The organism is Pectobacterium carotovorum, from assembly GCF_900129615.1.
Lineage (GTDB): Bacteria > Pseudomonadota > Gammaproteobacteria > Enterobacterales > Enterobacteriaceae > Pectobacterium > Pectobacterium carotovorum.
This window is the reverse complement of sequence record NZ_FQWI01000003.1, coordinates 84100-108750: the sequence shown is the minus strand read 5'-3', so window position 1 is coordinate 108750 and position 24651 is coordinate 84100. Positions and strand designations below refer to the sequence as shown.

The following is a 24651-nucleotide window of genomic DNA, read 5'->3' as shown; positions in this document are numbered from 1 at the left end:
GAGCAGCACGCCCAGAATTGCGATTAATGTGTACACGCCGTTCCAACACGCATTAATCGCGGATATTACAGGCCATTTTTGATTGGACGGTACTAATCAGATAAGCATGCTTCGTCAACATTTCGAACTGGATGACATCATTTTCAGCCAGGATGGGGATCGCCTCATCGGGTGCGTTATCATTGATGTTCTTATTCATCACGATATTGTTCACCACCAGACGGTTCCCTTCCCACACTGAATCAAAGCTGAACGTGCGCCGAATCGTTAGGGGTACGCCGTCTTCACCGATGTAAAAACCGTTGACCAACACTAGCGCCCTGTTTTGTTTATTGAGATAAAAATAGACGTCATATTCCTTTCTGATTTGTTGATCTTCTACGTAGCGCTTTACCTCAGCCTGACAGACCAGCGGCTTGCTGTATAAATTGCTTTTTAAATAAAAAACGGTTCCCAGCGTAAATGAAATAAAAAGCACCAATATAGTGAAAAAAATTTTCTTCCTGACTTTAATTATTAACATAAGTTACACATCCCTTCCCATCCTTCTTGCAGGAAATAACGATTTCGCTTTTCTTATCCAGCATTCCAGATATAACAATTTTTTTCGACAGGAAGAACAATGTGTTATCTGAACACAGGCTTTCATAGTCGGTCGGGAGGGGATAGCCAACGCTATCATATAAATAGAAAAGATCGCATTTCCCGCTCATCTTAACGTCAACAAGGTGTCGATGCGGGAAACGATTTGAGCTCCCCAGCGCGAGCAGGAAAACCCCCACTACCGCAGCCCAGATGAGAAGGTACTTGATGTATTGCTGTTTTTTTACTGGCTCAGATATGGCGCGGTGTTTTATAGAAAACGGCTTTTTTTCTTCGTAAACCTCTTCTTCAACGTTCTTCTCGCCGCCCTGATTTAGCGCTTCTTTCTCTTCCTGTCCCCCATCCACTGTTGGATAGGAAACAATGCTTTCCGCGTTAAAAATAATACCTAGTTTGGGAATGGTCACTATCGAATCCGCAAGGTCGAATTCGCGTAATACCTTCCTTAGCAGAGATAAATAGTTGTTTAGATTATTAAGAGAAGGGCAAAGTGCGTGCTTTTCCAGAGCCTCTTTTAACAAAAACTCACGGCTTAGCGTTACCCCTGGATTCTCAATGAACAAACAGAGCAATCGAGAAATAGGAAGGCTCAAAGAGATGGCTTCGTTTTCACGTTCTATCCATGCAAGTGTTCCGTCTCCCTCATTAAAAATGATTAAATCATTAATCAAATAAACCATACGTACTTTCTCCATCAAGATTAAGAAGCGCTATTCATTTGTTATAATCAGCCTGATAGATACATCACTTATGATGATAAAATATATGGAATAGTCTTAAATTCACTATCCCATGACAAAAAATACGTTATCTATAAAAACAAAATAAATTATATATGCAATATCACAGGCTCTATCTCAGGCAAGGATAAAAACTTACCTATTTATTGTCAAAGATTATTTACCTTTTATTTAACCTCTATATAAATAAAAAGACATTTCATTATTTTTATAAAGCAGTGAATATTTACTCACATCTCACCCTAGACGATAGCAAATAACAAATAAGACATTGAATTAAAATAAATTATCTCGACAATTATATTTATAGCCCATTATGTCTCATTAGAACATCAAAACCCAAAAACAGAATAAAAACCTAAATAAATATAAATTTAAAAAATAAAAACTAAATAAATATATTTAAAGCAATATATTTGACCACAAAACCACTCACCATTACCATTCACCTCGTTCCAGAGTAATCGACTGAGCAAGCGGGTAAATATATTCACCACGTGAAAAACCGGCAAACTGCTAGTCAATCAACAGAGACATTACAAAAGAGAAGGCATTACTCATTATGCATGAATGCGCTGAGCAGTCATGAGAGTAGCGTTCACGTTTCAACATTCACTTTTAAACAAAGTAACCCACAGAGAGAGCACAATATGAAATTATCAAAAATCACCCTGGCATCCCTTATCTCCGTCATTTTTTCTGTCGGCGCACATGCCGCAGATTCACATAATGGCTCGGTGACATTTAAGGGAAAAATTATTGATACGCCTTGCTCAGTATCTCAGGACGATCTGCATCAAACGATCGAGTTTGGCGAAATCAGCAAAACCGTGCTGGAAAACGGTGGCACCTCAGAAATTAAGCCGTTTGATATCACATTAAAAGATTGCAGCCTGGATACGGCAACCAGCGCCAAAATTGTTTTCTCCGGCGGCGTAGCATCGGGTACCAATAATCAACTGCTGGCATTAAACGGCAGTGCAACCGGTGCAGGGATTGCCGTAGAGCGAGTCGGTGAAAAAATTAAATTCGACGGAATCACGCCAGCCGTTCCCGCTACACCGCTGGCAAATGGAGATAATATTTTCTCCTTCACATCTTATGTCGCAAAACTCCCAACGCCACAGGAAGGGGAATCGCCAGTAATCACGACAGGTTCCTTCGCCAGCACGGCTAATTTTGTTGTGTCCTATCAATAAAATTCCGTTGCGCTAACCATTCGTTGCGCTAACAACAGGGTATAGGCAATCAAATGGGGAGGCCTCCTCCCCTATACCTACATTATTCCCCATATCGATTGATATGCATGAATAACCACAATGCGGCATCTATTCAAGTATCTATTCCTATGGCAATGAAGAATATTACGTTCAAAGAAAAAATAAAACCTGCGTTATTTCGCGGCGGTATTTTTATTTTTTCTTTGAATACGACATCGCTCAGTGCAACGGAATTTAACGTTAACGTACTGGATGTCGACGATCGTAGTGACATTGATCTTAGCCATTTTTCCGATCCCGAATACGTCACACCCGGCGCTTATCTTTTATCCCTAAAGGTGAACTCGCGTGAAATACAGCAGTTGATCGTTAACTATCTGCCGGAAGGCAATAATCGCTCCCGCCCAACGGCCTGCCTTCCGCCTGAACTCGTCGATAAACTGGCGCTAAAAAAAGAAGCACGCGACAAAATCGAATTATGGAATAACGGCGCGTGCGTCGATCTGACCCCCATTGCTGGCGTTAAAATCTCTAACCAGATAGGCATGGGAGCGCTGAATATTACGATTCCTCAAGCATGGCTGATGTATAGCGATCGCAACTGGATTCCGCCCGAGCAATGGGATCATGGTATCGGCGGTGCGCTACTGGACTACAACCTCGTCGGGAACGTACGCCGTGATACCAACGGCAAAGGCACATCACACTATCTCAGCAGCTACGGCACGGCCGGATTCAATCAGGGTGCCTGGCGTTACCGTGCCGATTACCGCTATTTTCTGCAAAAATCGCGCAACTCGAATCGCGATCGTTTCTCGTGGGATCAGTTTTACGCCTATCGTCCGCTGCCAACGCTTTCAGCCGATCTCAAACTGGGGGAAATGTATTTCAGCAGCAACCTGTTTGATAGCTATCGCTTTACCGGCATCTCATTAGCCAATAACGAGAACATGCTTCCCCCTTCGCTGCGTGGCTACGCGCCCGAAATTCGCGGCGTCGCCAAATCAAACGCGACGGTGACCGTCACGCAAAATGGCAGGCTGATTTATGAAACCACCGTGCCTGCCGGCCCCTTTGCCATTCAGGATATGAAAAACGGCGTCAGCGGGACGCTGGATGTCCGCGTGACGGAAGAAGACGGTACGGTAACAACATTCCAGACCGAATCGGCCAACCTGCCTTACCTGACTCGACCGGGACACGTGCAGTACAAACTCGCCGCTGGTAAGCCCTCGAATACCAACCATCGTCTGCAAGGCCCGGCCTTTTCTGCCGCCGAAGCCTCATGGGGATTATCCAATGCGTGGTCGGTGTACGGCGGCACTATTTTATCCGATGGCTATCAGTCCTGGTCTGCGGGCATCGGGAAAAACCTCTACCTGCTGGGCGCGCTGTCCGCTGACGTCACGCAGTCACGCGCCACGCTACCAGCACCGTACTCGTCGCAAATGGGGCATGCTTTTTCGCTCAACTGGTCTAAATACTTCAACTCGATCGATAGCCAGATCAGTTTTGCGGGTTACCGCTTTTCAGAGAAGACCTACATGAGCATGGCGCAGTATCTCTATGCGCTGGACCTTGATAGCCGCTATCGCAATGAAAAAGAGCGCTACACCATTACGCTGTCAAAAAACTTCGCGACGCAGGAATCATCCTCCGTGCTGAGTGGGCTATCGACCTACGTCACGTATACGCGCCAAACCTACTGGAATGAAACGCAACAGGATCGCTACGGGATTTCACTCAACAAGTACCTTGATATCGGTGCATTTAAAGGTATTGCCGCGAATTTATCGGCCTACCGCACCGAATTCAACCGCCGTACCGATGACAGCCTGTACCTGAGCTTTTCTATTCCACTCGGAGAGAAGGATCGCCTGAGCTACAGCATGGGGCGCTACAACGACGGCAGCAATCAAGCGCTGACCTACTCCAATAACGCCGATCCGCGTCGGACCTGGAACCTGAGCACCCGGCACGACAGCAAAGAGAAGACTTACCTGAGCGGCAACTATACCCATCTGGCGCCCATGACAGATGCCACCGTAGGCGTCGCCTGGCAGCAGGATCGCTACACCTACCTGAACGGCTCACTGCGCGGCGGGATTACCGCAACCCGCCACGGCGTCGCAGCACACCCGAAAGGCAATCAGGGCGGCACCCGTATCATGGTCGACACGGAGCAAGCAGGCGTGCCGTTTTCTGGCAGCCAGGTCGAGACTAACCGCTATGGTCTTGCCGTGATTGCTGGCACCAGCAGCTACTACGATGTGTCGACCCGTATTGATGTACAGAAATTACCGTCAGACATTGAAGCAGTGACAACGGTCGTTCAGGGCACGCTGACAGAAGGCGCAATCGGCTACCGCAAATTCGACGTGGTAAGCGGGGCAAAAATCATGGCGAACGTTGCACTGGCTGATGGCAAAAATCCCCCGTTCGCCGCTCAGATCAAAAACAAGAAAGGTCGCGATATCGCCATGATCACCAACGGCGGGCAGGCCTACATCACCGGCGTATCGCCTGACGAAACGCTGTCCGTCATCTGGGAGGGGAGAACACAGTGTGTCATCACCCTGCCCCCGACCTTAAATCACCTTGATGCACTGCTGCTTCCCTGTAAATAAGCGGCGAAAAGCAATAGAAAAATCTGGAGAGTACGTTATGAAGCACACCGTTTATCAACGCGCAGCAGGGTTCCTCATCGGCTGCCTGTTTTTGATGCCCTCAGCCTATAGCGCCCTGAGCCTCGATCGCACCCGCGTTATTTTTAACGATGAGGAGCAATCCGCGACGGTCATGTTGATGAATCAAAACGCAGAGAATCCGTTTCTGGCGCAGTCCTGGCTGACGGACGACCAGCATAATAAAGTGACAACACCGCTGATGGTGCTGCCACCGTTACAGCGCATCGAAGCAAAAGGATATAGCCTGATCCGCTTGGTCAAGACCGAACAAATCAGCCAATTGCCAACCGACCGCGAATCGCTGTTTTACCTTAACGTCCGGGAAATTCCCCCCAAGACGGACAAACCTAACGTATTACAGATCGCCATTCAGTCTGAAATTAAGGTGTTCTTCCGCCCCCGTGGCGTAAAGCCAGCCAAAGACGAAATCTGGCAGGAAAAACTGATTGTCCGAAAAACGGGAAACACCTTTCAGGTCGAAAACCCCACGCCGTACTACATCACGGTCAGCGGCATCCTGAAACAGCCCAAAACGACACGCACCACCCCCACCAGCCTGCTGAAGGGCAAAGCCTTTATGGTCGCGCCACGCTCAACGCTGTCGGTTGAGGTGAATGACGGCGCGGTCGAACGCTTCTATCTGTATTACGTCAACGACTACGGCGGCCATCTGGAGTTGCCTTTTACCTGCGCACAAAACCAGTGCCAGCCCGTCATCCGTAAATAAGCTACAGGGAACCCGCCATGTCTTGGTTAGCTGCTCGTCAACATCGCACTGTCGCCCTCTGCGCATCGCTCTTGTTCAGCTTAACGGCGTTTAACGCCAGCGCGCTGGAATGCCGACTGGGCACAGTGACTGGCCCAGTAAACGACTATGAGGATATCGGTACGCTAAAGATCCCCGCGACCTTGCCTATCGGCAGCCGTCTGTGGACGTCAAAACCCTATACCCGCAATCTGGCCTGCTGGGCGTATAAATCCGTGCGCCCGCAGGGTGAGATGTCCTATTTCTATCCCAACCCCGAAGGCAGGGTCATCAGTCAGGGCGTTGGCATTGGCATCATCTATAACGGCCAGGACCTCGGTGTGATTACCAATGGCGGCACTACCGCATCCCGCGTATCTACGGGAAAATGGATCGCACCGGGCCCCAGAGGTTCAACGCCGCCCGCCAACCCGACCATGCTGAATGTCACGGTGCAGCTCTATCTCGAAAAAACGGGAAATATCACCGACGCCACGACAGGCGTGGATTCGTTACGCGTCTTCCAAATCGACGGAGAAGGGGGCATCAATAACAAACCTGACAGCAACTATGGTTTAACTCTGTCAGGGCTACACGGCATCGACATTATGCAGTGCGCCGCGAAGATCAACGTCTCGCCCGATAGCTATGTCGATTTTGGTACGGTCCGAGCGTGGTCGGGTACGGAGGCCAACGCACTGGCGCAAACGGAATTCCACATCAACGTATCGACTGACGGTGGAGAAGACTGCGGCAAGGGATTCGATCTGGACATCAACTTTGATGCCTCTTCACGGGGACATTCACTCGTCGGGGTAGACGGCATGAACATGGGAAATGGCGCGACGCTGAAGATCGAAGATACGCGCAGCGGCAATAACGTGCCGTTTAACCAGTTCATCGGTCTGGTTGACGGCCTGACGGCATCGAGCGGTCAGGTTGAACGGCGCTATACGGCTCGGCTCTACGCCTCCGGCCCCGCAGTGATAGGCGATACCGAGAAAAATATTATCCTACGGTTTAATTATCATTAATCCGTCTTCCTACGCGAGATCGCAACGATGATAAAACACAGCAATACGGTAGCGAAAATCAGGTCGCGCGGCCCCTTACTCGTCTTCACAGTTGGCCTCATCGCGCTGCATTCAGGTGCATCCTTCGCGCAGCAGATGACAACGCTGGACGATCGCGAAGTGACCTTCCGCGTTTTAGTCGTCAACGCCGCCTGTAATGTGAGTACGGAGAGCAAGGCGATTGTGGTGGACATGAGTGAAGTCTCTAACCGCTATTTAAAAGCCAATCGCTACGGTGACTGGCATGACTTCACGATTAACCTCACGGACTGCAATCTGGATACCTACCAAAACGTCACTATCCGTTTTTCAGGCAAAGAAGAACCGCTCTTGCCCAAGCGGCTGGCGCTGGATACGCCATCCGGTGCCAAAGGCATCGCGGTTGGCATTTATCATGCTAACAAACTGGTCGGCATCAACAGCAGCACGGACAGCATTGTGCTGCAAAGCGGAGACAACACCATTCCCTTTTCCGCCCGCATCGAAAAGATACGCGACGATCTGATTCAATCCGGCGATTTCATGGCAACGGCGAATTTTACGTTGAGCTATTTATAGCGATGTTAATCCCTAGTCTGCCATCAGCTCACGTAGCATGCGCTCAGGGTTATTCAGGAAAGCACGCGTGATCTGGTAATGTTCCGTGTCCTCATACGCGACCTGCTGTATTCCGTCTTCACCGAACTGAAAGATCGTGGCATCGGGATACGCCATCAGAATCGGAGAGTGGGTCGCGATAACAAACTGCGATCCTTCACGGATGAGGTCGTGCATGCGGGCGATCGCAGTTAATTGCCTGCTGGGTGACAGCGCGGCTTCCGGTTCGTCGAGCAGATAAATGCCCTCTTTACCAAACCGATTGAGCAACAGCGCCATGAAAGATTCACCGTGGGATTGTTCATGCAGCGAATGCCCGCCATAGGAGTTAATCACCGGCGGATCAAAACCCGGTTCGCTATCCAGACGCTCAATTTCCGTCGCAACATTGAAAAAGCTTTCAGCACGTAAGAAGAAACCGTTTTTAGGTTTCTTGATGCCTTTCGCCACCCGCAAGAAACCCGACAGTCTGGAATGCGACGTACGGGTGCCGAAATTGAAATTTCGGGTACCGCCTTCCGGGTTGAACCCCATCGAAACGGCAATGGCTTCTAACAGAGTGGATTTTCCCGCGCCATTTTCGCCGATAAAAAAAGTGACTTTCGGGTGCAGTTCCAGCTTATCCAGCGAGCGAATCGACGGAATAGAAAACGGATAGGCCTCGAATGAATCCACCTTTTCGTGAACCAGCGCGATTCGGCTGATGTATTGCGTTGAGATCATTCTCTGTCTTCCTGACGGGTAATGATGATGAGTGAGTGGCGTGTTTTTTCCATTACCTTAGCAAACGAATAAAAAGCGTCAATGCCTGATATTTATCCCCCGTCAGGCTGTGATCGCCGTCGCAGACGTGATATTTCCTCACTTTTTCCTAATTGCGCTGGCCGCCTTCATTTTCGCCGCCACTGTGGAGTAGCCCAACGCATGCTGGGCATCTGCACATGGTTATTCCTTTCACTCATTTTCTATAACACTTTCGTAACCTACCTACGCAAGGTGTAAAAATGACAACGACAACAACCGTATCATCTGCCCACACCAGAGAGGCGCATCTCGCCTCGGCCATTGCCAAATTCTTCAAGCGTATTATCCCGATGCTGGCCGTTATGTTGATTATTAATCAAATAGATAGATCAAACATCGGATTTATAAAAGCAGAACTCCAGACCGATGCCGGCATCAGCGCGGCGGCATTTGGTCTTGGCGCAGGGCTTTTCTTTATCGGCTATGCGCTGTTTGAAGTGCCCAGCAACCTGATGATGAAGAAATTCGGGGCACGAGTGTGGCTGACTCGCATCATGATTACCTGGGGAGCCGTCGTGGTCGCGACGGGCTTTGTCACCAGCCCGATCCAGTTTTATGTCTTGCGCTTTTTGCTCGGCGTAGCCGAAGCGGGTTTCTTCCCCGGAGTGCTCTATTACTTCCGGCTCTGGGTGCCTAACGCCTGGCGCGGCCGGGCAACGGCGCTGATCCTCAGTGCCAGCGCGGGGGCGTTTCTCTTCTCCGGCCCGATTACCGGAGCCATCCTGATGATGCATGATTTTCTCGGCATTGCAGGCTGGAAATGGGTGATGTTTTTAGAAGGCGCGGGGTCGATTCTGGTCGGGATTCTGGCGGCTTTCGTACTGGTCTCCAGCCCAGATAAAGCCCGCTGGCTCAGCGCAGAAGAAAAGCAGGCTTTGGAGCAACAGCTACAGCAGGAAGAAATAGAGCGCGATGCACAGCAGGAAAATACCGGAAAACTGCGCTTACTGACGGACCGCAGAACACTGTTCTACTGCGCCATCTTCTTTACCATGACCATGACGGGTTACACGCTGGTGTTCTGGCTCCCGCAGATTATCCAACGTATTCAGGGGTTCAGCAGTTTCGGTATCGGGCTGCTTACCGCCATCCCTTGGCTGTGCGCCATTATCGCCATCAACCTTGTCAGCAAATTCAGCGACAAACATCGCCAGCATTTACCTAAAGCGCTAGGCGTCGCCATGCTGATTGCCGCCTGCGGCACGTTTATGGCGACGATCGGATCGCCGTGGTTCGGCTTCCTCGCCATGATCGTCGCCTGCATTGGCTCAAAGGTCAGCGCCACTTTCTTCTGGCCCATGCCGCAGGGCAACCTTCCTGCATCCATCGTCGCACCGGGGATCGCCCTGATCAACTCCATCGGCAACCTCGGGGGCTTCGTCGCGCCTACCGTCTTTGGCTATCTGGAATTAAAAACCGGCAGCACAACGGGCGGGCTCTATTCGCTGACCGCAGTTTCCGTCGTCACCGGTCTGTTCTTATTGCTGCGTAGCACACACGCCACGCCGCCCAGTTCATTCAAACCTATGGAGCATCGAAATGTCTGACAGCCCTATCATTAAAAAAATGGAAGTCATTCCGGTCGCCGGATATGACAGCATGCTTTTGAATATTGGCGGTGCGCACAACTGCTACTTCACCCGAATTCTGGTGACGCTGACAGACAGCGCGGGCAATACCGGCGTAGGGGAATGTCCCTGCCATTCCAGCACGCTCGCGGTGCTCAACGATTTCATCCCGCAGGTGGAGGGAACAACGCTGCTCAAGTTGAACACCACGCTGAGCACGCTGTTTAAAAGCGATAAGCGCAATCTGAGTAGCGGACAGAGCGACAACACCGCGATTCACATTCCACAGATGAACCCAGAGAAATTTTATAATGCGGTAGCCGCGACGGAAGCCGCGCTGCTGGATCTGACCGGGCAGTTCTTAAACCTTCAGGTTGCAGAATTGCTGGCCAGCGGTAAGCAGCGCGAGTCGATTCCGATTCTGGGATACCTTTTTTACATTGCCGACCGCACAAAAACCGATATGAATTACCTGCCCGGCGAAACCGGAAAACACGACTGGTTTTATCTGCGCCATCAGGCAGCCATGGACGACGACGGCGTGATTCGTCTGGCGGAAGCCGCCAGCGATCTTTATGGTTTTAACGATTTCAAACTCAAGGGCGGCGTGCATCACGGCGAAAAAGAGGTTGAGACAGTAAAAGCGCTGTTGCGCCACTTCCCTGGCTCGCGGGTTACCGTGGATCCCAACGCCAGTTGGTCTCTGGATGAATCGATACGCATGGGGGGAGAGCTACAGGGGCAAATACCGTATCTGGAAGATCCGTGCGGCGCAGAGAACGGCTATTCCGGCCGGGAAACCCTAGCCGAATTCCGACGCGCCACCAACATTCCCGTAGCAACCAATATGATTGCTAACGACTGGCGCCAGCTTAATCACGCGATCCAGTTGAACGCCATCGATATTCCGCTGGCCGATCCGCACTTCTGGACCATGCGCCATGCCAATACCGTGGCGCAGCTGTGCCACGAATGGGGGTTAACCACGGGTTGCCATTCCAACAACCATTTCGATATCTCGCTCGCCATGGTGGCTCATCTGGGTGCCGCCGCACCGGGCGAACGCATCACGCCGTTTGATACCCACTGGATATGGCAGGATGGGCAGCAGCTCACCCATGAAGCCCCGCGAATTGAAAAAGGCCATTTACACTTGCCTGAAGGGCCGGGATTAGGGATTACGCTGAACAGGAAACGGGTGGAGGAGGCGCACCGGCTTTATCTCTCACTCCCGGATAAAAACCGTAACGACGCGCTCGGTATGCAGTTTTTAATTCCCAACTGGTCGTTTAACGCCAAACGGCCATCGCTGGTTCGTTGAGAAAATCCCCCGCCGATGCTGTCGGCGGGGGATGATGTTTTACTTAAGATTTAGACGACATTATCGATCGTCAGAAAGCGTTGCTCGTCAGAAAGCGCTGATCGTCAAAAAGCATAGTTGACGGTCATCGAGACGCTGCGCGGCGTGCCATACACGGCATAAGGCGCAAGGTAGTCGCTATACTCTTTATCAAACAGGTTGTTGATATTCGCCTGTACCGCCAGCTGTTTGGTCACCTGATAGCGGCCAAACAGGTTAACCAGCGCATAGCTGCCCTGCTCGGCACGCAGCGTGGTGTTTTGCGGGCCAGAACCTTCCTGCCAGATGCCATTTTGCCAGTTCACGCCGCCGCCAACGGTTAAATCCGGCACCATTGGCAACTGGTAGCGGGTAAACAGCTTGAACGACGTGCGCGGCTGTTCTGGGTTAACCGACTGACCGTCCTGATCGTCAACAACATAGCGCGAACCGCCAAACGTCATTTGCAGGTTGTCCGTCACCGCACCGTTCACTTCAAACTCAATACCCTTGCTGACGACACCATCAACTGAACGGTAGGCAAATTCGCCACCGCCGCCGGGAATTGCGATTCCCGTTGACTGTCCCACATTATCCTGTTCAATACGGAAAACGGATACCGACGCGGTCAGGCGGCTGTTATACCAGTCCCCTTTAACACCAGTTTCGTAGTTTTTGCCCGTAGTCGGAGACAAGTATTTTTTATTAATATCTTTTTGCGTTTGCGGCTGGAAGATATCGGTATAGCTGGCGTACGTCGACCAGGTATCGTTGATGTCATACACCAGACCCACATAAGGCGTGACGCGATTATTGCTGGTGTCACCCGTCGAACCAATGATGCTCCAGTCGGTATAACGCGCGCCTGCAATCAGATGCAGCGGATCGGCCAGAGAGAAACGCGCCGAGGTATAGAGTGATTTTTGACGCGTGGTTGAGTGTTCATAATCTGCCCAAGCACCCCAGGCTGGATCGGCAATATTGCCATTCCAGTTATAGTAATTACCCATGTCTGCCGAGCTGATCGTCGATTGCGAGTTATAGAACTGGCTGCGCTGTCGATTGTAGCTGCCGCCTATCACCAACTCATGCTGGCGTCCCAGTAGCTCGAACGGGCCGGAAGCATAGGTATCAATCGCATCAACCTTACGTGTTCCCTTATTCCATCCACCATAAGCACCGACATTACTGCCGAACGGATCAACCAGTATTCCGGTATCTTTATCTGGGAACCCATTGGCATACATCAGTTTGGAGTCAAAGTCGTTTTCTGCATGCGTACCATTCATGCGTACTTGCCAGCCGTTATCAAAACGCTGGGTTAGATCGGCAAACACTTTTCTCGATGTTTTATCGGAGTAGCTCCAGTTAGGTGCAGAGTTAAAACTACGTCCGAAATGCGTACGGCTGCCGTCAGTGAACCACGTCGGCAATCCGCCCCACGTTGGGCTATCGGTATTGGCTTCCTGATAATCATAACCGAGGGAGAGCGTCGTCGAATCGGTCACATCGGCATCGATCACGCCGTAGAGGAATTTTTTACGGTTGTGGTAACGGTCGAGCCAGGTGTCATTATCCTGATAGCCCGCAATGACGCGTCCACGCACATTACCGGATTCCGTCAGCGGCGCAGACAGATCGGTCACCATCCGCTGTTTATCCCACGAACCGTAACTGCCGGATACCGAGCCTTTGAACTCGCGGCTATCCGCATGCTTGCGCACCATGTTTACCGCGGCAGAAGGGTTGCCCGTTCCGGTCATTAACCCAGTCGCCCCACGCACCACCTCAATACGATCGTAAATCGCCGTGTCTGAGCCTGAATCACCAAAATCCCAAATTTCATTCACCACCGTTGGAATATCGTCGAACAGGTAGTTAGTGATGCGGAAGCCACGCGCGAAATACGTCACACGTTCGGAGTCAATAATTTTAGAAGACACACCCGTCGTGTTCGCCATCACCTCACCAATCGTCTGCAGGCCCTGATCTTCGATACGCTGCTGGCTGATGACGCTCACCGACTGTGGGATATCACGCGGCGTCAGCGTCATCTTCGTTCCGGCGTTAGTCACTTTCACGCTGTAATCCTGCGGATCGCTGGCTTCCGCGTTGGCGTTGGCATTGGCATTAGCGCTAACGACAAGCGTATCGCCTGAAGCGGGATTTTCTTCGGCAGTGGCCTGAGCAGGCAGGAAAGAGGCTGAGATCAACAGGGCAAGAAGAGAGACTCCGAATGGTTTTACTCCGGCCAGCGAAGAATCACAAACGCGCGTTTTTTCGGCGCGAGTAACTCTAAAAGACATGGTATATCCTCGGTTAACTGATGGTGATTTTGGCGAGATGCTGAGGCGTTTCTTGTCAACATTTGCACAGAAAAGTAAATGATAACTATACGCATTATTATTGTCATTTCAACGCAAGGATTAATTCATTTAAAATACAAATAGATAGAAAAGAACAAATCACCACATCGTTAGCAAGGCATTGTTACAAAAAGAACATTCGAGGAATTTATAACAGTCCGCTCAGCCCAAGGACGGCAATCGGCAGCGCAATGCCCGCCACCAGTGTCTGAACCGCAATGATGCCCGCCATCAATGGCGCATCCCCCCCCAGTTGACGAGCCATGATGTAAGACGACGATGCCGTCGGCAGCGCCTGAAACAGCAGTGCAGCAATCGCCGCTGGGCCAGACAGACCAAAGAGGTGGCAGGCGACGATCGTCACCAGCGGCATCGCAATAAATTTCGCGCATGATGCAATCACTACAGGACGCAGCCAGCTGCGCGCGGCAGAGAAATCCAGCGCCGCGCCCACGCACAGCAGCCCGAGCGGCAGCGACGCCTGTCCCAATGATTTCATTACCGGCTCAATCCCCGGCGGCAACCCTAACCCGGTAATCTGCAAAGTAATGCCGATGGCACAGGCCACCACCAGCGGGTTTAGCGCCAGCAGCCTCACGATATTCTTGAATGACGGCGTCCCGGCATTGCCGTAGCGGGCGAAAATCAAGACACAGAGAATATTGACCGTCGGCACAATCGCCGCGTTCGCAACGGCAGCAAGTGCCACACCGTGTGCACCAAATAGCCCGGCAGCGGCAGACACGCCAACGTAGTTATTAAAACGGACGCCGCCCTGAAATATCGAGGTAAACGCCGCATCATCAACGGGAAAGCAGCGACGTACTGCGACTAGTCCGACAGCGACAGCCAGCGTCGAGCACACCAGCGTCAGGATCATCGCTGCTACCGGCACGCCATCCAGACGCGCTGTCGCCAGCCCATGTAGAAATAGTGCGGGAAGCAGAAGGTAATAACCCAGCCTTTCAGCCTGTGGCCAAAATGCCGCCGTCAGAAAAGCACGCTGACGTAACCACGAGCCCAACACGATCAGTAGCGCGATAGGCAACAGCGCCAGCAGGAGCGAGACGATCATTCGCTTGCCTCCAGCACGGTAACAATCCGTCTGCACCCTTTGACTAAAACCGCCAAATCGGTAGCGAAAGACACACGCAGGTGACCCGGAACACCAAATGCGCTTCCCGGAACCGTCGCGACGCCCGCATCAAGCAGGCGCAATGCCAACGCATTATCGTCACGCACACCGAGAATTTTCGGCAACAGGTAAAACGCCCCATCGGGCGTCATCACGTCGATACGTGGGCTACGGCGTAACTCCGTCAACGCCGCGTCGCGCCGCTGCCGATAGATTACCGCTCGTTCTGCCAACCCATCCTGCGGCCCTTCCAACGCAGCGATAGCCGCCAATTGGCTGAGCGTGCTGGTCTGCGTACAGTTCTGCGATTGTATCGATGTGATCGCCCGAACCAGTTCCGCCGAACCGCAGCCCCACCCCACGCGCCAACCCGTCATGGCATACGCTTTGGAAACGCCATCAACCAAGAGCGTACGCTCTCTCATATCCTCTGCCACAGTCGCCAGCGTGGCATAAGGCTCCGAACCAAAGCGGATGTGCGCATAGATATCGTCCGAGAGCACACGCACCTGAGGATGCTGACGAAGAATTTCCGTAAAGGCCAGCAACGCCGCTGGCTCATAAGTGGCACCCGACGGATTTCCCGGCGCATTAAGTACCAGCCAGCGTGTACGGTCACTCAGCGCTGCCGCAAGGGATTTTAGTTCCAGCCGAAACCCGTTCCGCGTTTCCGTTGGCAGGATAATCGGCACGCCACCAAACATCCGCACCATGTCGGGGTAGCTTGCCCAATAGGGTGCAGGAATGATGACCTCATCCCCTGGCCGTAGCGTGGCGAGGAACGCATTGAAGATAATCTGCTTTGCACCACACCCAACGGCAATCTGATCATCGCCATACGTTAGCCAACGATCCTGCTGCAACCGCGCCCGAATCGCCTGACGTAAGCGCGGTAGACCATTCGCCGGTGAATAGGTCAACGGCTGTGCGAGTGCCTCGTGCGCCGCACTAATCACATGCTCAGGCGCGCTGAAATCAGGCTCACCTAATGTCAGATCGATAACATCATGCCCTTCGGCTCGTCGCGCTGCGGCTCGCCGAGCCATTTGCAAAATCGGTGATAGCGGAGGGGAAATGGACTGCGAAGTGGACACCATGAGTCAGTACCTGAAAGTGAAGAAACTGGCACTACCATAGCGGGACTTCTGATGAGAAAAAAACGAGATTAAATCGACGTTAACTCAATTATTTCTCATGAATGACATCGTCACCAGACTGTGTTCGAATCGCTTCCGCCAGCGCCGCAGCAAGTCGCGTTGCCGGGCGGTCTTCGCGCTCCAGCAGCACAACACGACGCTGCTGCTGAGGTTCGCCGAAGGGGATACAGACCAGATTATCCAAACGGTTCTTCTCCCGCTCGGACAGTGGAATCACCGCTACGCCAAGCCCACTGGCGACCATCTGAATAATCGCGTCCTGACTGTCCAGCTCCATATCGGTTTGTACCCGCAGACGCTGGCGGCGCAGCTCGCGATCGATAGTTCGCCCAGCCCAGGCACGACGATCGAAGCGAATGAAAGGACGATCTTGCAGGAGCTGTCTGGCATCCAGAGACGCCAGCGCCGGTGGGGCAACGATCCAGAATCCTTCCTGATACAGTGGCGTGCTCACCAGACCGGTTGGATAAGGTTTTACCGGCTCGGTGGTCACAGCGGCGTCCAGTTCGCCAGCATCAATGCGAATTGCCAGCTCCGCCGACATCCCCGAATTCACCAGAACACGCAGGCGTGGATGAGCGCGACGCAATGCGGCCAGCGCGGCGGGCAAAACGCCAGCCAGTGCGGTCTGGATCGCGCCAATTCTCAGGCGTCCGGCCAGTTCCCCACCCTCGCCTAACTCGGCGGCAATGCCGTCATACTGCGCAAGGATATCCCGCGCCTGCTCCACTGCGCGATGTCCGGCTTCGGTGAGTACTGGGATGCGACGTGAGCGATCGAAAAGCGACACCTTGAAGTCTTCTTCCAGGCTGCGGACATGCAGGCTGACGGCAGATTGCGTCAGGCATACGGCTTCAGCCGCACGGGCAAACGATCCATACTGAGCAATCGCGACCAATGTGCGTAAGGCTTTTAACGACATCAGAGCGGCTCTCCGACAGAGGCAAACAGGATAAAAAAAGCACCAAAAACTTCTGACATGATAGGGGTAAGTAAGAATACACAATAGCGCAAGCAGTCATCGCCTTTAGGATTCTAATCATGATGATAACCCAGCACAGAATTATAATGGGGATAATCGACACAATGCGGATCATCGGCAAACATCAAATTCTATATCGTATATAACCTTCAAATAATTAGATGAATTCTCTGAGAGGAAGAGCTGAATCTAAATAAAAATCTAGTTAACAACGTCAGTATCCAAGCCTGATAGCGGTTTCGATATTGAATCCCCCATAAAAAACGCCCAATATTTAGCCATCAAAAGGAATGGTTTACTGTCAAAGGAAAATGACGATGCCGGGTGCTGCCCGTCTTAACGATATCGGAAGTGGTCATGACTGCTTCCCCGAAACCCCGATAACCGAAGGCAGTCCTGACGTTATCATTAATGGTCAGCCCGCTGCTCGTAAAGGCGATACCGTTCTGCTGCACGGTTGCCCTTGTCCCAATGCACCCCATGGTGTTCATTCCCGAAAAATCGCCGAAGGTTCATCGACTGTTATCATTAATGGCAAGCCCGCTACGCGTATTGGCGATAGCATCAATTGCGGCGGGGTCATTATCTCCGGCAGTGGCAACGTCATCATTGGTGATACCCCACATCGTTCTCCTGTTCAGGAATGCGCGAAACAAGCTGCATTAACCCGTGCGCCATTGTTGGCATTAACACCAATGCTGACCGTTCCTCCTGTTTACGCCAAATATTGTTTACAGGATAAAGGTTGTATTCATGCAAGGACGGAAAAAGAGCCGGTCAAAAATTTCGGGGACATGGTGCTGTTTGCCCAGCCCGAACAAGACGATTGCTGTGGCTATGATTATCATTCTGCAAGTAATACGCATGAAGTTGTGCAACATGCACAGGCGACGAAGAAGAAAACAGCGGTATCAGAAACCGCAACACCTTCACCCAAGCCACCTCCTCCCAAACCTCTTCCACAAGAACCCTGGTATAAGACCCTGTTTGATTTGTTGGTCGCTGCTGATGACAAAACGCGTTCCTCAGTCCCCATTGCCAAACCGCTTATTGACTCGGTAGTCGCAGAAAAACAGAAAGAGCCTGTCGCCAGTGCAGATGTCGGCTTACTGGCCGCGACGGGAGTCATGACACAAGTCTGGGGAGAATGGTCTCTAGGTGGCGTGCTGAGTGCGGCAAGAAGTGTGCCATATATTGGCGCATTAGCCTCCGCGCTCTATATCCCGTCTGCGGGGGAAGGCAGTGATAAGGTGCCGGGGCGAGACGAACATTGGCTGGAAGATGAATTGCGACGTAAAGGCTGGGCTGGTGAAACAGCAACGACGCGTGTTCGTTTTTTCTGGCGTCCTGATATTCATGGAAAAATGCAGGTCTATGGTGTTCATACGGGGGAAGGAACGCCGTATGAAGGCGTTCGTGTTGCCAATATGGTGTGGGATGCAAAGATTCAGGGCTATACTTTCACACCCGCGCCCGGTCTGGATGGCCCGACCATCACATGGACACCAGAAAAGCCAGAGGGGTCAGAGCCTGTTGCGCATACAGGAAGTCCGGTCAACCCTATCGATCAACCTACCATCCTGATCTATCCTATCCCAGAAGATGAAACGGAAACTACAACGCCACCGTTTCCTGTGCCAGATGAGCATGATTTTAATGACTGGATCTTGGTGTTTCCTGATGGTTCAGAGATAAAGCCGATCTATGTTTATCTACAATCAGGGCGGGATAAGCCCGGAACCGTGACAGGAAAAGGTGAGGTATTGAGTAGTGAAGGTAAATGGCTGGAAGCTGCCAGCTCAGGATTAGGTGCGCCAGTGCCCACTCAGGTTGCGGATAAACTGAGAGGGCAGAAATTTGAACGTTTTGATGATTTCAGGGAGGCGTTTTGGTTAGCCGTGGCAGAGTGTCCTGAATTAATGGTGCAGTTTTCGCCTGCTAATAAAGCACTAATTAAAAAAGGTCGTTCGCCTTACGCTGTGCCGAAAGAACAGTCTGGGAGAAGGACTGTGTTTGAAATTCACCATAAAATACGAATAGTTGATGGTGGTGGAGTTTACGATATTGACAATATGTCGATTGCCACACCTAAAAGACATATCACGATCCATTCCAAGGAGAGTTCATGACAATAATAAAGTTCACGCTAAATGATTATACTGAAAAGGATTTCCTTCAATTTGTTAGAGATATTGTTGAAGTGAATTCTTCTTCCGAGGAAGAACATCATAAATGGGTTAGCCATTTTGAAAAACTAGTGGGGCATCCAGATGGTAATGGTGTTATTTATTATCCAGAGGATGACAATGATGGGACCCCTGAAGAGATTGTTAAATTTGTAAAACGTTGGCGGAAATCCCAAGGCCTTCCATTATTCAAAGACTCGAAGTGATTTATTTTTTGCGTCTGCAACCCGTGGGGGAAGAGATTGCAGGCTGATGATCTTAACGTCTTCCTACAATTTAGCTCGAAAATTGCTATTAGCGCACAAGGTACAGGCGCTCACAACAGCGGAAGTCATGGTAATCTTTAGGATTCTGGATAATCAGCGTGGGATAAACCCGTGACTGGAAAAGGGGTGATATTTGAGCAGTGAAGGTAAATGTCTGGAAGCCGCCAATTCAGGATTAGATCAGATTTATCACGCTCTCTCTCGTTTTAGTCGGCATCCAATTTCAAAAAAATTATAAAAAATTAACGCATTCATGAAAAACATATTTTTGATACAACATACATTTTTATTATAAATAATCTGGTATTTTCCCTGGTGAGGCAAATACGTGCTTACTTTCTGATTGTCATCAAAATACAATCAATGCCTATCAGATTATGCTGTTTATCATAGAGTAATATAGCCACCTAAGAACGAGTGAAATTCACTCTTGCCTAAATACATTTGATATGATAAAGAAGCATTCACATTGGAAGTATAATTTAGCGTGCTAATAATGAGGTTTTATTGTAATGAATCTACATATTACTAACACACCAGATTCGGATGAAGAAGAATTTGTAATAGCAAGCCTTTGGAAACACAATGAACAGTACGAAACTGTTGATATTTTCCCTCTCTTTTTAAATTTCAAAGACGATGAAAATAATATTATCGCAGGGTTAATCTCCAGAACCTGGTGGGGTGCATTAGAAGTTCAATATCTTTGGGTCAGCGAGAAATATCGTAAAAGTGGACTTGGCCGCCAACTCATGCAGGCTGCTGAAAAAGAAGCATTAAAGCGTGGTTGCCATCTGGCTTATGTGGATACATTCGGATTTCAGGCTAAAGGGTTTTACGAAAAGTTGGGCTACAAAGAATATGGGAACCTACCGGGATATGCGCACAAGCATACTCGACATTATTTAGCTAAATTGATCCGCTGAATTAATTCCGGCCTATTAAGGAGGGCAGGATGCCATCATCACAAGCAAACATGACTGATTATATTCGTAATTTGATTATTATGATGGAATGTTTAAATGAACCATGGGGTATTAAAGATTTATCATCACGCCATGTTTACATGAATAAAGCCGCTTACCTTTATACCAATACGCCAATGCGCTTTGATATTGAAGGACGACTAGATGATGAATTTCCTGCCAGTTGGGCGGAACTTTCTGACGATTTAAAAGAACACGATAGACTAACAGAAAATAGTGAACAGAGAGTCACGGTTATAGAAACACACTATTGGTATGGAAAGAAAACACTGACGCCCTTCGTCAGTGAAAAGATCCCAATTTTTGATGAAAATAAGCTTTGCATTGGTACGATGTGGAATGCCAGGCCTCTGGATACGCGGTCTCCGCTCATCTATATAGACCAAAAGAAGCCGACCACGTTACAAACCGAATTAACAACCAGTATTTTCACCCAATCAGAACTGGATATTATCTTCTTGATACTACAACGTTTACCAAATAAAGAAATAGCCAGAAAAATGAACATATCACCAAAAACAATCGAGAACAGAATATATAACATGTATCAAAAGGCAGAGGTACATTCGTTACCTCAATTTGAAGAATTTTGTCGCCATCTTGGAATCGATGGTTATATTCCTAACTCTCTCATCGAGAAAGGCATTCAATTTATATAAGAGAACCTATCTACATGGAAAAAATAGATGACTACCCAGTCAGCCGCGTTCCGCTGAGTGTCCGGCTGCCTTTTTTAAATGTGGCATTAGTGCACATCGGCATGTTAACCGCGCTAGACCAGTTTATGTTAGGTGCGGTGCTCGGCCATTCCATGACGCTGGGCCAGGCATTCCTCGCCATCTTTATTGGCAGCGCCATTTTTGGCGTGGTGACCGTGGGGCTGGGCTATGCGGGTATGAAAGAAGGCATGTCGGGCAGCCTGCTCGCACGCTGGTGCGGCTTTGGCCGTATTGGTTCCGTCCTGATTGGGCTGGTGATCGCCGTTAGCCTCATCGGCTGGTTCGGCGTCCAGAACGCCGTATTCGCCAAGGCGCTCAACTTTGCGATGGCGGATAAGCTCGGTTTTGGCTGGTCTGCTGCGCTGTCCGGTATTGCGCTAACGCTGCTGGTTGCCTTTGGTTTCAGGGCGTTACGCTTTACGGCCAAAATCGCCGTGCCGATGTTTGTCATCGTCGTCGGCTATATCTCGATCATGACGCTCTCCGGCCACAATATTGCTGAACTGATCGCCTCCGCACCTAACGGTGAAGCCATTTCCATTAGCGCTGGCGCGACGATGGTCGTAGGCGGCTGTATCGTCGCGAGTTTGATTACGCCCGATATGACGCGCTATTCCCAAAAAGGAAAACATGTTTTCTGGATGACGATGCTGTCGATTATCATCGGGGAATTTATGGTGAATGGCCTCGCCATCATTATTGCCCGTGCGCTCAATACCGCAGACGTTGTGACGATCATGTCTCAGGCGACGGGCGGCATCGGGCTGATTGCCGTGATATTTTCGACACTGAGGGTGAACGATATCAATCTTTATTCCTCCTCTTTAGGAATCGCCAATGCGATAGAAGGCGTCACGGGGAAGAAATTACGCTATGTCTCGATCACGCTGGTCATTGGCGTCATCGGCACACTGCTTTCGGTAGCGGGTATTCTGGACCGCTTTATTGATTTCCTGACGCTATTAGGCGTGCTGTTCCCACCGATTATCGGGGTGATGCTGGTTGATTATTATATTTTGCGCACCCACAAGACATTGCTCGAAACCAGCCGTGCCGAAGGCCAATTACCCGACAGCGCACAAACACCGCTGATTGGCTGGCCGGCTATTATCGCCAGCACTGTCGGTGCCATCGTCGGATTAGCCTTTGAGTGGGGCGTGCCGGCATTTAATTCGTTACTGGCCGCCAGCCTGCTTTATTTGATAATACAGCATTACATCAATAACCATGCTTATTTTAGGAAACTAGAACATAACCAAAAATTAAAATGAAATAGGTAACAAGATAAAATTAATCTATAATCCAATCGGCCTCTTCTTACAGAGGCCGGTATTTTTTACTTAAGCAAAATAGATCCTAAATAATTCGAGTTACATGCAGGCGGCGACGCAGTGAATCCTCGGGAACTTACATCAGTAAGTGACTGAGGTGAGCGAGTAAAGCCAACGTACAGGTAACTTGAAGTATGACGGATATAGGCCATGATGGCCTTGGGATGGGTCTTATCTATCTACGAGGATTCACCCTCGTGAAATAATAAGGCTGATTAGCAATATTCATGCTAGGAAAAGGATTTATGCCAACAATAAAAACACTTCTCACGCCACTAAACTGTCTACTCGTTTTAAGCGGCGCATTGATGGTCAATACGGCAAACGCCGCTGAGGCTTGTGTCGCGGGCAACTGGCAGGTGGATAATTCCATCACCGATATGCCTTCCGTGAAATACCAGACTGAGCACTTTGCCTTCCGCTGGAATAATAACGACGTTAACCGCAATGATGCGGTTGCCGCAGGGCAGAAACTGGAACAAATTTGGGATAAGTTTATTAAACAAATTCAGTTCCCCGAGCCTTATTGCAAACAGACCGTGAAATATAAAGCCAATATTCACATCGACCCGACCTTTGGGCTTAGCGGCGGGATTGCGGGTGGTGGCAGCATGGGAATGTGGATTGGCCCTGCGTCACTCAAAGATAACTGGGGGCTGGCGCACGAATTTACCCATGCGCTGCAAGGGCAAACTGGCGGCTTCCAGAGTTCGGGCGATAACTACGTTGGCTGGATTTGGGAATCCCACGCGAACTGGATGACGCACCAGATGGATGAATTCCGCGGTACGTCGGCACACTGTTCGGAAATGCAGGTCAACTACTCGCATATTTATCTGGGTTCAACACGTAACCGTTACTGCAACTGGCAGTTTATGGAATACCTGAAAAACCGCTTTGGCTATGGTGTCATCAACGATATGTGGGCAAAAGCGCCGAAATGGGGCGAAAGCGGCCAGTCTACCGCCGATCCGCTGTCTATTCTGCGCACCAACATGGGCTGGAGCCAGTCTGAATTCAACGATGTCTTCGGCGACTGGGCGATGCACAACGTCAACTGGGATTACATCGATCCAGACGGTTTCGACCGTGGCCGCTTTTACCGCTCAACCTACGGCAGCTATGGTGCAGTCCAACCCAACCAGAATAACGCTGACCGTTTGCTGAGAACCACTGCGCTTGAGCCGGTTGTCGGTGCCAGCGCCAGCCTTCGCCGCTTCTCCGTGCCGTTCGATCAGGCTCCGCAGCAGTTAGGCTACAACATCGTCAAACTTATCCCAGAAAGCGGTGCGACGAAAATCACCGTTAAATTCCGTGGCATGGTGCAGAGCAAATCGGCCATTACCCGCTTACCTGGGCTGAAAAACGATCCGGCAACCATGCCGCAGCCGAATTCTGACTGGCGCTGGGGTATTGTTGCTATCGGTTCGGACGGCGTTTCTCGCTACAGTGAATTGCAGCGCGGTGCATCCGCCACGGTGAAAAACTTCACTATTCGTCAGGACGATCGCGGCATTTACATGGTGGTCATGGGTACACCGTCGCAAATGCAGAAGATCAAGTGGGATCAGGCTTACTATTCCCTTTACCGCTATCCGTGGATGGCTGATTTCACCGGCGTCTGGCCGGAAGGCAGCCAGCCTGGTGCACCGAATCCAACCGCTAACGGTTCTCGTCACGCAAACGGCGGCGGCTGGGTATCTAACTCAGCTAATGTTGCCCCTACGGCGTACGTCGGGCCTTATGCTCGCGTCATCGGTGGGACGGTGAGAGATAACGCCAGAATTGAAGATCGTGCAACGATTCTGAGCGGAACGGTGGAAGGTCGCGCCGTTGTCAGCGGCCTGACGGTGCTACAGGGTAATACCGTGGTACGCGATAACGCGCGACTGCACACGGTCTTCATGGGGCCGGGTGCGTTTGAGCGCGGTATTGTGCTGTCAGGCAATGCGCAAATGCGTGGCGATGCGGAAATTCGTGGCGCTTCCGCGTCGCAGGGCGTGTTCTATGGCTTTATTGATGAGAATGAAGTCAGAAGCAGCGAAGCCGGTGCTTACCTGACCGATGCCGTGCCAGAAGTGACGGCCGTTCCGGTCTATAGCACGAAGTAATATCACGACAGAAAGGGGAACTGACTCAGAACCACG

20 protein-coding genes are annotated in these 24651 nt (G+C 50.6%); 13 read left to right on the top strand and 7 right to left on the bottom strand.

The window, feature by feature from the left end; all coding sequences use genetic code 11:
• Positions 1–52: 52 nt before the first annotated feature.
• Positions 53–310: a FidL gene (locus BUB06_RS22250; RefSeq protein WP_236689854.1), complete on the bottom strand. Its 258-nt coding sequence runs from the start codon at positions 308–310 to the stop codon at positions 53–55.
• A gap of 199 nt (positions 311–509) precedes the next feature.
• Positions 510–1283: a winged helix-turn-helix domain-containing protein gene (locus BUB06_RS07535; RefSeq protein ID WP_039472122.1), complete on the bottom strand. Its 774-nt coding sequence runs from the start codon at positions 1281–1283 to the stop codon at positions 510–512.
• A gap of 710 nt (positions 1284–1993) precedes the next feature.
• On the opposite strand from BUB06_RS07535, the gene BUB06_RS07530 reads away from it, so the two are divergent.
• From BUB06_RS07530 to BUB06_RS07510, 5 genes are all read left to right on the top strand, one after another.
• The gene (locus BUB06_RS07530) at positions 1994–2542 is read left to right on the top strand and encodes a fimbrial protein (protein WP_039472120.1); all 549 of its coding nucleotides are present in this window, start codon (positions 1994–1996) and stop codon (positions 2540–2542) included.
• Between the two features lie 149 nt (positions 2543–2691).
• Positions 2692–5190, top strand: a complete 2499-nt coding sequence (locus BUB06_RS07525) for a fimbria/pilus outer membrane usher protein (RefSeq protein WP_010301944.1) — start codon at positions 2692–2694, stop codon at positions 5188–5190.
• Between the two features lie 37 nt (positions 5191–5227).
• The gene (locus tag BUB06_RS07520; RefSeq protein WP_039472118.1) at positions 5228–5977 is read left to right on the top strand and encodes a fimbrial biogenesis chaperone; all 750 of its coding nucleotides are present in this window, start codon (positions 5228–5230) and stop codon (positions 5975–5977) included.
• A 17-nt stretch (positions 5978–5994) separates the two neighbouring features.
• Positions 5995–7029, top strand: a complete 1035-nt coding sequence (locus BUB06_RS07515; RefSeq protein WP_010301938.1) for a hypothetical protein — start codon at positions 5995–5997, stop codon at positions 7027–7029.
• A gap of 27 nt (positions 7030–7056) precedes the next feature.
• Entirely contained in the window at positions 7057–7626 is a 570-nt protein-coding gene (locus BUB06_RS07510) for a fimbrial protein (RefSeq protein WP_010301933.1), read from the top strand.
• Positions 7627–7638: 12 nt separating this feature from the next.
• Here the strand turns inward: BUB06_RS07510 and BUB06_RS07505 are convergent, their stop codons facing one another.
• The gene (locus BUB06_RS07505; RefSeq protein ID WP_039472115.1) at positions 7639–8388 is read right to left on the bottom strand and encodes an AAA family ATPase; all 750 of its coding nucleotides are present in this window, start codon (positions 8386–8388) and stop codon (positions 7639–7641) included.
• Between the two features lie 281 nt (positions 8389–8669).
• On the opposite strand from BUB06_RS07505, the gene BUB06_RS07500 reads away from it, so the two are divergent.
• Together BUB06_RS07500 and BUB06_RS07495 are read left to right on the top strand one after the other, a co-directional pair.
• Complete coding sequence (locus tag BUB06_RS07500; protein ID WP_010301931.1) at positions 8670–10016, top strand: MFS transporter; 1347 nt, start codon at positions 8670–8672, stop codon at positions 10014–10016.
• On the top strand, positions 10009–11358 hold the full coding sequence (locus BUB06_RS07495) for an enolase C-terminal domain-like protein (RefSeq protein WP_039472113.1): 1350 nt from the start codon (positions 10009–10011) through the stop codon (positions 11356–11358). The genes BUB06_RS07500 and BUB06_RS07495 overlap by 8 nt, the downstream gene beginning before the upstream one ends.
• 104 nt (positions 11359–11462) lie before the next feature.
• On the opposite strand, the gene fhuE is transcribed toward BUB06_RS07495, so the two are convergent.
• The 4 genes from fhuE to BUB06_RS07475 form a co-directional block, all read right to left on the bottom strand.
• Positions 11463–13682 (bottom strand): ferric-rhodotorulic acid/ferric-coprogen receptor FhuE, encoded by a 2220-nt coding sequence (gene fhuE, locus BUB06_RS07490; protein WP_039472112.1) that lies wholly within the window; start codon positions 13680–13682, stop codon positions 11463–11465.
• 208 nt (positions 13683–13890) lie between these two features.
• Positions 13891–14817, bottom strand: a complete 927-nt coding sequence (locus BUB06_RS07485; RefSeq protein ID WP_039472110.1) for an AEC family transporter — start codon at positions 14815–14817, stop codon at positions 13891–13893.
• Positions 14814–15974, bottom strand: a complete 1161-nt coding sequence (locus BUB06_RS07480; protein ID WP_039472108.1) for a pyridoxal phosphate-dependent aminotransferase — start codon at positions 15972–15974, stop codon at positions 14814–14816. Before BUB06_RS07480 ends, BUB06_RS07485 begins: the two co-directional genes overlap by 4 nt.
• Positions 15975–16062: 88 nt before the next feature.
• The gene (locus BUB06_RS07475; protein WP_039472107.1) at positions 16063–16956 is read right to left on the bottom strand and encodes a LysR family transcriptional regulator; all 894 of its coding nucleotides are present in this window, start codon (positions 16954–16956) and stop codon (positions 16063–16065) included.
• 377 nt (positions 16957–17333) lie between these two features.
• On the opposite strand from BUB06_RS07475, the gene BUB06_RS07470 reads away from it, so the two are divergent.
• From BUB06_RS07470 to BUB06_RS07445, 6 genes are all read left to right on the top strand, one after another.
• The gene (locus BUB06_RS07470; RefSeq protein ID WP_039472105.1) at positions 17334–19145 is read left to right on the top strand and encodes an S-type pyocin domain-containing protein; all 1812 of its coding nucleotides are present in this window, start codon (positions 17334–17336) and stop codon (positions 19143–19145) included.
• Positions 19142–19408 carry a bacteriocin immunity protein gene (locus BUB06_RS07465; protein ID WP_039472102.1) on the top strand — a complete coding sequence of 89 codons (267 nt, stop codon included), beginning with the start codon at positions 19142–19144 and terminating at the stop codon, positions 19406–19408. Before BUB06_RS07470 ends, BUB06_RS07465 begins: the two co-directional genes overlap by 4 nt.
• A 572-nt stretch (positions 19409–19980) precedes the next feature.
• On the top strand, positions 19981–20394 hold the full coding sequence (locus tag BUB06_RS07460; RefSeq protein WP_039472100.1) for a GNAT family N-acetyltransferase: 414 nt from the start codon (positions 19981–19983) through the stop codon (positions 20392–20394).
• 29 nt (positions 20395–20423) lie between these two features.
• Complete coding sequence (locus BUB06_RS07455) at positions 20424–21113, top strand: helix-turn-helix transcriptional regulator (RefSeq protein ID WP_039472098.1); 690 nt, start codon at positions 20424–20426, stop codon at positions 21111–21113.
• 14 nt (positions 21114–21127) lie between these two features.
• Entirely contained in the window at positions 21128–22444 is a 1317-nt protein-coding gene (locus BUB06_RS07450; RefSeq protein WP_039472096.1) for a purine-cytosine permease family protein, read from the top strand.
• A 305-nt stretch (positions 22445–22749) separates the two neighbouring features.
• On the top strand, positions 22750–24615 hold the full coding sequence (locus BUB06_RS07445; protein ID WP_039472094.1) for an Svx/AvrXca family virulence/avirulence protein: 1866 nt from the start codon (positions 22750–22752) through the stop codon (positions 24613–24615).
• Positions 24616–24651: the final 36 nt, after the last annotated feature.

Coding starts and splice junctions, on each gene's coding strand:
- BUB06_RS07535 (WP_039472122.1), bottom strand. CDS start 1,283: ATGGTTTATTTGATTAATGATTTAATCATTTTTAATGAGGGAGACGGA.
- BUB06_RS07530 (WP_039472120.1), top strand. CDS start 1,994: ATGAAATTATCAAAAATCACCCTGGCATCCCTTATCTCCGTCATTTTT.
- BUB06_RS07525 (WP_010301944.1), top strand. CDS start 2,692: ATGGCAATGAAGAATATTACGTTCAAAGAAAAAATAAAACCTGCGTTA.
- BUB06_RS07520 (WP_039472118.1), top strand. CDS start 5,228: ATGAAGCACACCGTTTATCAACGCGCAGCAGGGTTCCTCATCGGCTGC.
- BUB06_RS07515 (WP_010301938.1), top strand. CDS start 5,995: ATGTCTTGGTTAGCTGCTCGTCAACATCGCACTGTCGCCCTCTGCGCA.
- BUB06_RS07510 (WP_010301933.1), top strand. CDS start 7,057: ATGATAAAACACAGCAATACGGTAGCGAAAATCAGGTCGCGCGGCCCC.
- BUB06_RS07505 (WP_039472115.1), bottom strand. CDS start 8,388: ATGATCTCAACGCAATACATCAGCCGAATCGCGCTGGTTCACGAAAAG.
- BUB06_RS07500 (WP_010301931.1), top strand. CDS start 8,670: ATGACAACGACAACAACCGTATCATCTGCCCACACCAGAGAGGCGCAT.
- BUB06_RS07495 (WP_039472113.1), top strand. CDS start 10,009: ATGTCTGACAGCCCTATCATTAAAAAAATGGAAGTCATTCCGGTCGCC.
- fhuE (WP_039472112.1), bottom strand. CDS start 13,682: ATGTCTTTTAGAGTTACTCGCGCCGAAAAAACGCGCGTTTGTGATTCT.
- BUB06_RS07485 (WP_039472110.1), bottom strand. CDS start 14,817: ATGATCGTCTCGCTCCTGCTGGCGCTGTTGCCTATCGCGCTACTGATC.
- BUB06_RS07480 (WP_039472108.1), bottom strand. CDS start 15,974: ATGGTGTCCACTTCGCAGTCCATTTCCCCTCCGCTATCACCGATTTTG.
- BUB06_RS07475 (WP_039472107.1), bottom strand. CDS start 16,956: ATGTCGTTAAAAGCCTTACGCACATTGGTCGCGATTGCTCAGTATGGA.
- BUB06_RS07470 (WP_039472105.1), top strand. CDS start 17,334: ATGCCGGGTGCTGCCCGTCTTAACGATATCGGAAGTGGTCATGACTGC.
- BUB06_RS07465 (WP_039472102.1), top strand. CDS start 19,142: ATGACAATAATAAAGTTCACGCTAAATGATTATACTGAAAAGGATTTC.
- BUB06_RS07460 (WP_039472100.1), top strand. CDS start 19,981: ATGAATCTACATATTACTAACACACCAGATTCGGATGAAGAAGAATTT.
- BUB06_RS07455 (WP_039472098.1), top strand. CDS start 20,424: ATGCCATCATCACAAGCAAACATGACTGATTATATTCGTAATTTGATT.
- BUB06_RS07450 (WP_039472096.1), top strand. CDS start 21,128: ATGGAAAAAATAGATGACTACCCAGTCAGCCGCGTTCCGCTGAGTGTC.
- BUB06_RS07445 (WP_039472094.1), top strand. CDS start 22,750: ATGCCAACAATAAAAACACTTCTCACGCCACTAAACTGTCTACTCGTT.